The following is a 12532-nucleotide window of genomic DNA, read 5'->3' on the forward strand; positions in this document are numbered from 1 at the left end:
ATTATTTATATGTTATTTTAATGGAATTTGATTTAATAATTGAACATATTCAGAAACTGTAATTGTAACACCAGCTAAATCATCAAATTTTCCATCATTATTTAATGTTGGTAATGTTTGGTTTTCAACTAAGTATTCTCCAATACGTGCAGCATGTTCAAAGTATTCTAACCCTGAAGAACCGTTTGGAGTTTTTAATCCATATGAATATCCTAATTGATTTTTAGTTAAGTATTTAGTAGGATTTTGTCCATTATATGGAGCAATAATACTTACTGATTTAGGAGCTGTTTCCGGATTACCATCGTGATCCCAAGCATATTTTTCAATTTTATTTAATTCATTCATTTTTAAACGATAACCAACTTGAGTTGTATTATAGTTAGCTAATACAATTGAACCATTAACAACAATGAATGTACCAAATGTATATTGGTTAAATGCTTCACCCATAATAACTACATCTTTAACTGGATCATAGAAGTTATTGCTAGTTTTTTCTGTTCCATTTTCTTTATTAGAGAAGAAGTAGTAGCCATCTTGGTATTTACCTTTAGCAATTGGCCCATTAGCTAATGCTTTTTCTACTAAAGCATAGAAATCACCAGTACCGATTGTTGCGCCAGCAGGAACTGGAATTCTATCATTGTAATTTTGTGTTTCAATTAATTTAGCAGTAATTAAATCAGCTTGTTCATGCCATTTTAATTTAGTTGGATCAGAAGACATATTGTATAAACCGGCTTTTGATGCATCATATTTTGATAAACCTTTAGTTGCTAATGTATCTCCAGCGATATGATATCCATTCCATTCAGCATCAACGATTTTGTTACCCTTCTTAGTAACAACAACGTAGTAAACCCATGCAGAATCTTGATTAGTTTCAGCCGTTGCGAAGTAGTAAGTATAATTATTTTGAGAACATCCTGCCAATGTAATCACAGAAATAATTGTTAGTAAGATTAATAATAACTTTTTCATATTTACCTCCATGTGTGAATCGTTATTTTTTCAACATTTCAATTATATATTTATTATACTTGTAAGTAAAGCAATTATATAAAATAATATTTCATAATTTGTGAAAATTTGTAATAAAAAATAGGGATTAAGATAACCCCTATTTCGTTACACTATATCGTATTTTATTATTTAGCGTTTGCAACTGCTCTTTGAGTAACTGCTTGGTAATCTTTGAAATCTGATAGTGTAGCACCTGAAACGAAATCAGCTGAAGCCCATTTCTTATCAGCATTTAATGCGAATGTACCTTCATAATCTGCAATCATTGCTTTAATAACTTCTTCCATGTTACCTTTCCATCCTAATGGATAGTTAGCACCGCTCCAGTAACCTGATTCAGATTTAGTCATAGCTTTAGCAGCATTACCTGTTACAACTAATTCAGTTGATTTAGTAGCAGCAGTAGCGCTATCAACGATGAATACTTTACCAGCTTTAACTGCTTCAACATAAGCTTTAGCTTTAGCTTCATCTTTAACTTCAGCTTCGATGTTAACTCCACCTTTTAGGTATTGGATATTGTTTGAATTATCTAATGAACCTTCATAAACTTCACCGTTTACATAGAAGAATTTAGCATAATAAGTTCTAGCACCTGTATTTGCATTCACTTTAACAACTACGTTTGCAGGAGCTTTATCAATGATTTCATCTCCGTTAACTTCTTTCCATTCGTCTTTAGCAGCGATTTGACCTGCATTATATGGTAAGAAATATTCTTCAATTGACATTTCTTTAATTTTCTTACCTGACATTTTAACGTTGACTTCACCAACGTAGTGACCATGTACTAAACCGTATCCAGTCCCCTCTTTTTCTTTTGCGTTACATCCCACTAATACTAGTGATGCAACAAATACGAACATAGCAAAAAACACTTTTTTCATATGATTTCCTCCTCTTAATTTGTGTTTATCGTTTGATTACAGCCTTATTATAATTTAGTATTTTTGAAATGTCAAAGAAAGTTATAAAAGAAAATTCATTGAAAAAAAATACATGAAATTGTATGTTTTTTTTCACACTTTATAAAATCATTTAGTAATTCAAAAAAGATATAGTATAATATTTTTTATGTGTTTGTAAGTAAATGAAAAATTTATCATTGTTTACATGATATGTAATATGATACAATAGTATCGTTATTGAAAGGTATGAATGAACTTGAAATATAAAACATTAAACGAACGACAAAAATTCATCAGAAACTTTTCTATTATTGCGCATATTGACCACGGTAAGTCAACATTGGCTGACCGTATTTTAGAAATGACATCTGCAGTACAGAAAAGAGAGATGAAAGAACAACTTCTAGACTCAATGGATCTAGAGCGCGAACGCGGTATTACCATCAAATTAAATGCCGTACAATTAACTTATAAAGCTAAAGACAATCAAGAATATATTCTTCATTTAATTGATACTCCGGGTCACGTAGACTTCACATATGAAGTTTCACGTTCATTAGCTGCTTGTGAAGGTGCTATTTTAGTAGTCGATGCTGCACAAGGTATTCAAGCACAAACACTCGCTAACGTATATTTAGCATTAGATAATGATTTAGAAATTATCCCTGTATTAAATAAGATAGACTTACCTTCAGCAGAACCTGAAAAAGTAAGACAAGAAATTGAAGAAGTAATTGGAATTGATGCTTCAACAGCTGTTAAAGCATCAGGTAAATCTGGATTGGGTATTGATGAGATTTTAGAAAGAATCGTCACTGATATTCCAGCTCCAACAGGAGATGAAAACGAACCACTTCAAGCCTTGATTTTCGACTCATTCTTCGATCAATATCGTGGCGTTATTCCTACGATTAGAGTGGTGAATGGATCAATTAGAAAAGGTGAAACAATCAAGTTCATGGCTTCAGGCGCTGAATTTGAAGTTGTTGAAGTTGGAGTTTATACACCAAGCCAAAAACAAGTCGATGTTCTCGGACCTGGTGATGTTGGTTATTTATCAGCAGCAATTAAAACAATTGGTGATGTTCGTGTCGGTGACACAATCACTAAAGTTGATAAACAAGCAAAAACAGCACTTCCTGGTTATAGAACATTAAACCCTGTAGTATTCTGTGGCTTATATCCAATTGACCCTGATCAATATGAGGATTTGAAAGAAGCTTTAGAAAAATTAAAATTAAATGACGCATCATTAATCTATGAACCAGAAACATCACAAGCATTAGGCTTTGGTTTCAGAACTGGTTTCCTTGGATTATTACACATGGATATTATTCAAGAAAGAATTTCAAGAGAATTCAATATTGAATTAATTGCTACAGCACCATCTGTAATTTATCGCGTGCATCAAACAAATGGTGAAATGATTTTAGTTGATAACCCATCATTTTTACCGGATGTTCAAAAAATTGATTTTATTGAAGAACCATATGTAAAAGCAACCATCATGTCACCTAAAGACTATGTGGGAGCTGTAATGGATATTTGTCAAAAGAAACGTGGTATTTTTGGTGATATGAAATATGTCGACCCAACGAGAGTCATGTTAACTTACACAATTCCTTTAGCTGAAATCGTATATGATTTCTTTGATAAATTAAAATCATCTACTAAAGGTTACGCATCATTTGACTATGAAATGGCTGGATACAAACCTTCAGAATTACGTAAGATGGATATTATGTTAAATGGTGAAGTTGTCGATGCTTTATCAGTTATCGTACATAGAGATTTTGCTTATCAACGCGGTAAAGCAATCGTAGAAAAGCTAAAGGAATTAATTCCACGTCAAATGTTTGAAATTCCAGTACAAGCAGCTTTAGGCGGAAAAATTATTGCTAGAGAAACAATTAAAGCAATGAGAAAAGACGTTCTAGCTAAATGTTATGGTGGTGACGTTTCTCGTAAGAAAAAGTTATTAGAGAAACAAAAAGAAGGTAAGAAACGTATGAAACAATTTGGTAGAGTTGAGATTCCTCAATCTGCATTCATGGCGATCTTATCAAACTCTGACGAATAAGAAAATTAACTCCCCTATAATCGGGGAGTTTTATTTTTGTCTATTATTTCCTTCTAATTTTGATTGACATGAATGCGCTTACATGATATCATAATATTGGACAAGGGGTTGTCATAGGGTTTAGGGGTAGCACCCAAAAAATTTAATCTAGAAAAAGCACCTAGTTGATTTCTTTTTAAGTAGTAGGTCTTTTTCTATATAAGATTAACTGTTGAGTACACAAAAAAACACTTTTATTTATTAATTTTTATTTTTTTTCACATTCAAGTGAAAAATTCTCCTCTCTTGTAAAGAGGTATCCAAAGTTGGATTGGATACCTCTTTTTTTTGGTATAATAGTCTTAGAAGGAATGGTTAACATAATATGAAAGGTTTATATGTTCATATTCCATTTTGCGAATATATTTGTCATTATTGTGACTTCGTTAAAAGAGTCCCAAAAAATAAAGAAATGGTTGATGAATATTTAATTCGCTTAAGGAATGAAATTAATACTTATAAAGAACACTTTGATTCTATTGAAACAATTTTTATTGGTGGTGGTACACCGTCAATGTTAACAGTAGATCAAATGACTTATTTATTTGACTCACTTCAGGCAATTAAGCCCATTGAATATTCAATTGAGCTAAATCCTGAAAGTTACACACATGAAAAGGGTTTATTATTTAAAAAATACGGCATAAATAGAGTTTCAATGGGTGTACAAACATTTAATAACGATTTACTTAAATATATGAATAGAGGGCATAAAGAAGAGGATGTTAAATGGATTGTTGATGATTTAAAATCACTAGGCATTCAATATATCTCTATTGATTTAATCTTCGCAATTCCTGGTCAAAATTTACAGTTAATCGATTATGATCTTAAAAAATTAGAAGAATTAGATATTACACATGTTTCATATTATTCATTAATATTAGAAGATAAAACATACTTTTATCATCAATATCTAAAAGGAAACTTTAAACCGATGGATGAAGACGATGAAGCAATTATGTATGAATACATTATGGATAAATTAAGTCAAATGGGCTTTGAACAGTATGAAGTAAGTAACTATGCCAAAAACGGGCATTACTCATTACATAATAGTATTTACTGGACGTTAGGTGAATATATCGGTGTTGGCATGGGAGCTCACGGCTTTATTAATAATTATAGAACTTATAATGAACGTGGATTACCTCAATATTTAGAACACTTTACGAAAGAAAAAGTACTTCAAACAGAAGATGATAAGCTTCAAGATGAATTAATCTTTGGTTTAAGATTGACTAAAGGCATTTATATTCCGTATGTAGAACAAAAATATAATATAAAATTATTAGAAAAATACCCTCAAATACAAGATAAAATAGAATTAGGATTAGTTAAGATTGAAAATGATTATTTCAAATTAACAAGAAAGGGTATGATGCTTGGTAATCAAGTGTTCATGTTATTTATATGAAATACCTAATTAATGACTATAATTTCTATTTAAAAAATGAAAAAGGCTTATCTAAAAACACGATAAGTGCATATTTAAAAGATGTTCAGTTTTATACGGAATTTTTAAATAAATATCATCAAATTACAAAAGTCGATCAAATAGAATTAAAGCATTTGGAAAGTTATTTAAAGAGCCTTAAAAATAAGGGAATGGATGCGAAAACACAGGCCAGAAAATTAACCTCAATCAAATCTTTTCATGAATTTTTATTCTTAGAGAAGGAAGTTGATTCGAATATTGCAAAGCGAATTAAAAGCCCTAAAATCAGCAAGAATTTGCCTTCTGTATTAAGTGTTGAAGAGGTTGTTCAATTACTAGAGGCAATTGATAAAACAACACCTCTTGGATTAAGAAATGTAGCGTTATTAGAACTGATTTATGGTTCTGGATTACGCGTTAGCGAACTCTTAAATATCAAAATTTCAGATATTCATATGGCTCAATCATATATTATTGTTTTAGGTAAAGGAAACAAAGAAAGAATGGTTCCGATATCTGATATGGCCACTTTAGCAATTAGAAATTACCTAACCAAAGGCAGAGAACAATTGTTAAAAGAGCCTACAAATTATTTATTTTTAAATTTAAATGGTGAAACATTATCACGAGTTGGATTCTTTAAAGTGTTAAAAAAATTAGCAAATGATGCTAATTTGGATGCATCAAAAATTTCACCACATACCTTAAGGCATTCATTCGCAACCCATTTATTGGAGAATGGAATGGATTTAAGAAGTCTTCAAAGTCTCTTAGGACATGAAGATATATCAACTACACAAATCTACACACACATCTCTCAGAAGAGATTAAGAGAAGTTTATAATAACGCTCATCCAAGAGCTAAGGAGGAAGAAAATGAAATTTAAACGTGTGTTTTTAATTGTTATGGATTCACTAGGAATTGGTGCTTCACCAGATGCAAACAATTATTTTAATGCTGGTGTACCTGATGTAAATGCGAATACATTTGGCCATATTGCAGAGCGTATGGATCTTAAAATTCCTACATTAGAAAAATTAGGAATCGCAAATATTGCCCCATTAAGAGGCATTAATCCTAATCCGAAATTAGCATCATACGTGACAAAAATTAGTGAACAATCATTAGGAAAAGACACAATGACTGGCCACTGGGAAATGATGGGTTTATATATTACTAAGCCTTTCCAAACATTCACTGACACAGGATTCCCAGTAGAATTAATTAAAGAATTAGAAGAAAAAACAGGCAGAAGAGTTGTTGGAAATATCTCAGCTTCTGGTACTGAAATCATCAAAGATTTCGGTGAACACCATATGAAAACTGGTGATTTAATTGTCTATACTTCAGCAGATAGCGTGCTACAAATTGCAATGCACGAAGAAATTATTCCGATTAAAGAACAGTATAGAATCTGTGAGATCGCTCGTGAAATTACTATGAAACCTGAGTGGAAAGTTGGCAGAGTTATTGCTAGACCGTTCTTAGGAAGTAATAAAGATAACTTTAAACGTACTTCAAACAGACACGATTATGCATTAAAACCAAGCGATAAAACAACATTAAACTTCCTAGATGAAGCTGGATTTGATGTTATTGCATTAGGTAAAATAAACGATATTTTTGACGGTTATGGGATTAATAAATTCTCTAAAACTGTCTCAAATGCGGATGGTATGAAGCAAATTACCGAATGGGCTGAGAAAGAATTCAGAGGTTTATGTTTCTTAAATTTAGTAGACTTTGATGCTTTATTTGGACACAGAAGAGACGTAGAAGGATACGGGAAAGCAATCGAAGAGTTTGATAGTCAATTGCCTTTATTAATGGAAAAATTAAACGAAGATGATTTACTATTAATCACTGCAGATCATGGTAATGATCCAACTTATGCTGGTACAGATCACACAAGAGAATACGTTCCATTAATTGCATTCAGCAAACAATTTAAATCTGGTGGAAATTTACCAGTATTAAAAACGTTCTCTGATATTGGATATACAATCAATAAAATATTCAACACAGAAAAACCAAAATTTGGTAAGAGTTTCTTAAACGATTTAAAATAAAATGAGTTTAGTAAATATAAATAAAAGGGTGCCTTTCGCACCCTTTTTTAATTGTCAAAATATTGATGTAATTCGTCTAAATTACTAATTTTTTCTAAAGCAAGCAGAAGTTTAATTCTCGCTTTTTGACTAGATAAATTGCCACTAAATAAGACACCTAGTTCTTTCAAATGATGTCCTCCTCCTTCATATGCATAGGTATCAAATACTCTACCTTTAGGACATCTAGAAGTTAATACAATAGGTATATGATTTTCGATTGCTCTAGTAATTCCAGGAACCATCATTGGTGGAACATTACCTCGACCTAAGGCTTCTAGAACAATTCCATCCACCTTTTGATCTACCAAGAAATCCAATAATAATGAGTCACTTCCTGAAGCAACTTTGATAATTTCTACCCTTTTTGTAAGTTTACTAATTGTAAGATTCGGTTTAGTATTTGTATTAGAACGATAATAGATAACATCTTGAGAATCGACGATTCCAAGAGGTCCAAACTCTAAAGATTTGAAAGTATCAAGAGCAACCGTGTGAGTCTTCATCACCTCAGCTGCTGAATTAATTTCATCATTCATAACTAGTAACACACCGCGTCCTCTAGACTCTAAAGATGCAGCAACTAAGATTGATGAAAATATATTTGAAAGACCATCATAACCAAGTTCTGAAAGATTTCTCATAGCACCAGTAAAAACGATTGGAGTTTCAATATTAAAGTACAAATCAAAGAAATAAGCTGACTCCTCCATGGTGTCTGTACCATGTGTAATAACAACCCCATCATATTTTTTATGTTCTAAATGAGATTCAATAAGTTTAGCCATTTTAAACATATCTATAGGTTTAATATAAGGACTTGGGAAAGAGGAATGTTCGACATAATCAATTTCGAACGCTTTAAATGAATCCTCGATCATGTTTATTAAGTTAGTATTATTCGATGAAACGATAGCGCGCATAGACTTCACATCATTATGCATTGCAATTGTTCCACCTGTAAAAACCATTAAAATTCGTTTTTTATTCATATTCATCACCGTATATTATTATACATTACATTTAAATAATGTGTTATATGAAGTGTTCATAATATAATCATCGAATTATCATCATTTTTATATGATTCAGACACTATACGACCACAGCAGTCTGAAATTTAACAGAAATAAAGAATCAACTTTTCCACACAAATCAATTTGTTGGCTCCACTAGGCTAACAATATATGGTTAACATAATATACATTATAGGAAGTAATTGATAAATAAAAAGGTATGTTCTATTTATAAAAATGGGTATATTATAATCACGATGATTATATTTAATTCAGTGAAATTAAGTCTATTTTAGTATTTAATTGTATCGTTTTATATAAATGAGTATGATTAATGATTTCGAGATAAGTGAATTAGCGTTCGACGCTTATTACATCGACCAAATGTGTGTCTTAGGCTCTCAAACGTTATGAGCTCGTTTTAAGAGAATTTTCTATAATTAAAACCTCTACTTCTTTTAACCTATGTGTATATGCTTTTTTTAATGAGTTTTAATTTTACTAGTACACATTATTTTATTTAAATGTAATGATCATATAAAAAAACGAGTTTTAATACTACTCTGGTGGAGAAGTAATTAAAAACTCGTGCGGTAACACTTATGATCTATATGATTAAAATTTCGCTACCCTCATATTCTTGTTTTTGTTTATTAAATTTAAACATTATGTCTTTTTCTTATGTTTATTTTTATTATACTAAGTTTACATTTGGTAAACATACTTTTTTAATTTGTTAATGTGTCCTAAATTTCTATAAATAAAAAATGCGCATCTCTGCGCATAATTTATTATCTGATTATTTGTTTTGTTTCATTGAAGCTAGAACTTGTCTTACTTGTTTTTCTGACGGAGTTCTTCCCATTTGTCTAAACATTTCTCTAATTGATCTTTCATCAATTGGTGGGTTCTTTTCTAAGTATTTTTTGAACCATGCTCTTGCAATAAAGAATCCTGCAACGCCCCCAACTAATAATGCACCAATCGCGATCAATAACACAAAGTACCATTCCATAATGCATCTATCTCCTTCACTTGATAGTTTAATTTTACTTCATTTATTTCTAAAATACAATTCTATTTTTTGATAAAGTAATTTATCTTCTTTGTTCCATAAATTCTTTCTTTACTAAATTCGAATTCTGGAATTCTTTCTAATTCAATAACTCGTTCTTTAATCATCTCTGCTACGATGATTGCCCCTTCATTTAATGCAGGAATTAATCGATTCATAACATCCTCATAAATATCTAATTTATAGGGAGGATCTAAAAATATGATATCTAATTTCATGCTCTCTCTAATGATTTTATCAATGGCATCATTATAGTCTTTTTGAATGACTAAAGTGTTACTTTCTTCTTTTAACGTACTAATATTTTCTTTGATTATTTTGATAGCTAAAGGTTTAGCATCGTTAAACGTACAAAACTTTGCGCCTCTAGATAATGCTTCTAATCCGTATGCTCCAGAACCTGCAAATAAATCAAGTACTTGAGCATCGATGATATCATTATCTAATGTATTAAAAACCGCTTGTCTCACTTTATCAGAGGTTTCTCTGGTATCATCACTTGGAACCATCTTAATGATTCTGCTACGGTTTTTACCACCTACAATTCTCATTCAGTAATTGTCTCTTCAATAAGTTTTAATGTACGTTTTGTATTTCCAATCACATATGATTCACTAATCAATTTAATAGCATCTTTTAAGCCTTTTTCATTGTGATATAAAGTTACGATAGCATCGCCCTTCTTAACTTCATCACCAATCTTTTTATGAAGGTCTAAACCAACATATAAATCAAGTTTGTCATCTTTCTTCATTCTGCCTGCACCAAGCTTCATTGCAGCGATACCAAAATTTAATGCATCAACGGTTTCTAAGTAACCATCTTTTTCAGCAGTGATTACAAATTGTTTTGTATGTCCTAATAAATTATTCTTGTCTTTTACAAAGTCAACATCGCCACCTTGTGCTTCAACAAGTTGATAGAAGTTCGGTAATGCTTTACCTTTCTTTAATGTATCTTTCGCTAATAAATATCCTTCTTCAGAAGTTTTTGAAACTCCAGCGTGTGCTAATAAGTGTCCTGTGATAACTGATACAACTTCTGTTAAATCTTCAGGTCCATTTCCTTCTAATGTTTCAATCGCTTCATAAACTTCAAGTGAGTTACCAATCTTATGTCCTAATGGTTCATCCATTGAAGTTAAAATGGCTGTAACTTTCTTATTAGCTTTTTGACCAATTTGAACCATCAATCTAGAAAGTTCAATTGCTTCTTCTTTAGTCTTCATGAATGCACCAGAACCAACTTTAACATCTAAGACAATCGCATCAGCACCTGATGCTAATTTCTTACTCATAATTGATGATGCAATTAATGGAATTGAATCAACCGTTGCTGTCACATCACGTAAAGCATAAATCTTTTTATCAGCTGGAGCGATATCTCCAGATTGTCCTACAACTGCGCATCCAATTTCATTTACTTGTTGTTTGAACTGATCTAACGGTAAAACAACGTTAAAGCCTGGAATTGACTCTAATTTATCGATTGTTCCTCCAGTATGACCTAAACCTCGTCCTGACATTTTAGCTAGTTTAGCGCCTAAATACGCTACGAGTGGAGCAAGTACTAAAGTTACTTTGTCTCCAACACCACCGGTTGAGTGTTTATCTACCTTTACACCATGGATGTCATGTAGATCAACAACTTCACCACTATCACGCATTGCTAATGCTAATGCTGTTGATTCATCAGAATTCATTCCTTGGAAATAAACAGCCATTAGAAATGCTGACATTTGGTAATCAGGAATATTACCATTAGTGTAATTTTCAATAACAAAGTTAATTTCTTCGTTTGTTAAAACTCCACCATATTTTTTCTTGTTAATTAAATCGACGATTTCCATTTTTAAAAAATCTCCTTTATAGATATAAAAAGGCTATTGTAAGTAGCCTATTTTTGAAGTACTAAGAATATAACTACAATCAGACCTACTACAACGACTAATTTCATAGATTTTTTGATTAAACTAATTAATCCCATGACAACCAATAAAATTAAGAAGCCAACTAATAAAACTTGTAGTAATGCAGGGAAGCCCATGAATAAATCATATGCGCTTTGCCACCAGTTGTCTGTTGTTGGTTTGATAATTGGGTCTAACCATCCTGTAGCTGTTTGGAACCAGCTAACGATTGTAGACCAAATGCTTGCTAATATTTCTTTTGCGTTTTCCACTTCGTTCACCAACCTTCATAAATATTTTACCAAATTATAAGGTTGTTTTAAAGTGTTTCAGATGTTATAATTGCTTCCGGGTGAAATATATGATATTAGCAATGATTAGACACGGACAAACTGACTACAACTATAGACGTTTAGTTCAAGGAAGAATAGATAATCCATTAAATGATACAGGAAGAAATCAAGCAAGTACACTTGGAAATCTATTAAAGGATTTAGGTGATTCATTTGACATTTTAGGTGCTTCTCCGCTCGTTAGAGCCCATGAAACAGCTCAAATCGTTGGAAAAACATTAGGAATGGAAGTTTCATTCTTAGATTCAAATTTTATGGAACGAGATTTTGGTAATTACGAAGGCATGTCAATTGATATTGCTTTACCGGTTGTTACTAAAGATGAATTTAGAGAAGAAAAGTTTGAAGATAATCCTTCATTAGAAAAAAGAATACGTGAAGCAACACACAATTTATTCTTAAAGTACCAAGATAAAAAAGTTTTATTTGTTGCACATGCTCACGTGATTAAAGCTTTATTAATTTGTTCAGATAAGTCTAAATACACTTATACAAATCATTATGTAGGCAATTCAAGTATTGTTTACTTTGATGTAACAGCTGATAAAGTTGAAGTTATTAAACAAATCGATTTATAAG

Annotated in this window: 12 protein-coding genes; 5 read left to right on the top strand and 7 right to left on the bottom strand. The window is 31.4% G+C overall.

The window, feature by feature from the left end:
• Positions 1-12 precede the first annotated feature (12 nt).
• Positions 13-984, bottom strand: a complete 972-nt coding sequence (locus EXC59_RS01835) for a hypothetical protein (RefSeq protein ID WP_035369570.1) — start codon at positions 982-984, stop codon at positions 13-15.
• A gap of 167 nt (positions 985-1151) precedes the next feature.
• Entirely contained in the window at positions 1152-1913 is a 762-nt protein-coding gene (locus tag EXC59_RS01840) for a hypothetical protein (RefSeq protein ID WP_035369569.1), read from the bottom strand.
• 271 nt (positions 1914-2184) lie between these two features.
• Here EXC59_RS01840 and lepA point away from each other — a divergent pair, with 271 nt between their 5' ends.
• The 4 genes from lepA (at position 2185) to deoB (ending at position 7561) form a co-directional block, all read left to right on the top strand.
• Complete coding sequence (gene lepA, locus EXC59_RS01845) at positions 2185-4014, top strand: translation elongation factor 4 (protein WP_035369568.1); 1830 nt, start codon at positions 2185-2187, stop codon at positions 4012-4014.
• 364 nt (positions 4015-4378) lie between these two features.
• Entirely contained in the window at positions 4379-5470 is a 1092-nt protein-coding gene (hemW, locus tag EXC59_RS01850) for a radical SAM family heme chaperone HemW (RefSeq protein ID WP_162164044.1), read from the top strand.
• Positions 5467-6378 carry a site-specific tyrosine recombinase XerD gene (gene xerD / locus EXC59_RS01855; RefSeq protein ID WP_035369560.1) on the top strand — a complete coding sequence of 304 codons (912 nt, stop codon included), beginning with the start codon at positions 5467-5469 and terminating at the stop codon, positions 6376-6378. Before hemW ends, xerD begins: the two co-directional genes overlap by 4 nt.
• Positions 6368-7561: a phosphopentomutase gene (gene deoB / locus EXC59_RS01860; protein WP_035369558.1), complete on the top strand. Its 1194-nt coding sequence runs from the start codon at positions 6368-6370 to the stop codon at positions 7559-7561. Before xerD ends, deoB begins: the two co-directional genes overlap by 11 nt.
• A gap of 47 nt (positions 7562-7608) precedes the next feature.
• On the opposite strand, the gene EXC59_RS01865 is transcribed toward deoB, so the two are convergent.
• The 5 genes from EXC59_RS01865 to EXC59_RS01885 form a co-directional block, all read right to left on the bottom strand.
• Complete coding sequence (locus EXC59_RS01865; RefSeq protein ID WP_035369556.1) at positions 7609-8592, bottom strand: asparaginase; 984 nt, start codon at positions 8590-8592, stop codon at positions 7609-7611.
• A gap of 823 nt (positions 8593-9415) precedes the next feature.
• Positions 9416-9631, bottom strand: coding sequence for a YneF family protein (locus EXC59_RS01870; protein ID WP_035369552.1), 216 nt, complete (start codon positions 9629-9631; stop codon positions 9416-9418).
• 62 nt (positions 9632-9693) lie between these two features.
• Positions 9694-10242: a 16S rRNA (guanine(966)-N(2))-methyltransferase RsmD gene (gene rsmD / locus EXC59_RS01875; protein WP_035369550.1), complete on the bottom strand. Its 549-nt coding sequence runs from the start codon at positions 10240-10242 to the stop codon at positions 9694-9696.
• Positions 10239-11540, bottom strand: a complete 1302-nt coding sequence (locus EXC59_RS01880) for a pyrimidine-nucleoside phosphorylase (protein WP_162164043.1) — start codon at positions 11538-11540, stop codon at positions 10239-10241. Before EXC59_RS01880 ends, rsmD begins: the two co-directional genes overlap by 4 nt.
• Positions 11541-11587: 47 nt before the next feature.
• Positions 11588-11881 (bottom strand): hypothetical protein, encoded by a 294-nt coding sequence (locus EXC59_RS01885; protein ID WP_129614237.1) that lies wholly within the window; start codon positions 11879-11881, stop codon positions 11588-11590.
• Between the two features lie 80 nt (positions 11882-11961).
• Here EXC59_RS01885 and EXC59_RS01890 point away from each other — a divergent pair, with 80 nt between their 5' ends.
• Entirely contained in the window at positions 11962-12531 is a 570-nt protein-coding gene (locus EXC59_RS01890; RefSeq protein ID WP_051659045.1) for a histidine phosphatase family protein, read from the top strand.
• The last annotated feature ends 1 nt before the right edge of the window (position 12532 follow it).

It is taken from the genome of Acholeplasma hippikon, from assembly GCF_900660755.1.
Lineage (GTDB): Bacteria > Bacillota_I > Bacilli_A > Acholeplasmatales > Acholeplasmataceae > Acholeplasma > Acholeplasma hippikon.

What these genes read in the sequence shown, in the direction of transcription:
- EXC59_RS01890 (WP_051659045.1), top strand. Translation starts at nt 11,962, where the DNA reads ATGATATTAGCAATGATTAGACACGGACAAACTGACTACAACTATAGA.
- deoB (WP_035369558.1), top strand. Translation starts at nt 6,368, where the DNA reads ATGAAATTTAAACGTGTGTTTTTAATTGTTATGGATTCACTAGGAATT.
- rsmD (WP_035369550.1), bottom strand. Translation starts at nt 10,242, where the DNA reads ATGAGAATTGTAGGTGGTAAAAACCGTAGCAGAATCATTAAGATGGTT.
- EXC59_RS01880 (WP_162164043.1), bottom strand. Translation starts at nt 11,540, where the DNA reads ATGGAAATCGTCGATTTAATTAACAAGAAAAAATATGGTGGAGTTTTA.
- hemW (WP_162164044.1), top strand. Translation starts at nt 4,379, where the DNA reads ATGAAAGGTTTATATGTTCATATTCCATTTTGCGAATATATTTGTCAT.
- EXC59_RS01840 (WP_035369569.1), bottom strand. Translation starts at nt 1,913, where the DNA reads ATGAAAAAAGTGTTTTTTGCTATGTTCGTATTTGTTGCATCACTAGTA.
- xerD (WP_035369560.1), top strand. Translation starts at nt 5,467, where the DNA reads ATGAAATACCTAATTAATGACTATAATTTCTATTTAAAAAATGAAAAA.
- lepA (WP_035369568.1), top strand. Translation starts at nt 2,185, where the DNA reads ATGAACTTGAAATATAAAACATTAAACGAACGACAAAAATTCATCAGA.
- EXC59_RS01835 (WP_035369570.1), bottom strand. Translation starts at nt 984, where the DNA reads ATGAAAAAGTTATTATTAATCTTACTAACAATTATTTCTGTGATTACA.
- EXC59_RS01865 (WP_035369556.1), bottom strand. Translation starts at nt 8,592, where the DNA reads ATGAATAAAAAACGAATTTTAATGGTTTTTACAGGTGGAACAATTGCA.
- EXC59_RS01870 (WP_035369552.1), bottom strand. Translation starts at nt 9,631, where the DNA reads ATGGAATGGTACTTTGTGTTATTGATCGCGATTGGTGCATTATTAGTT.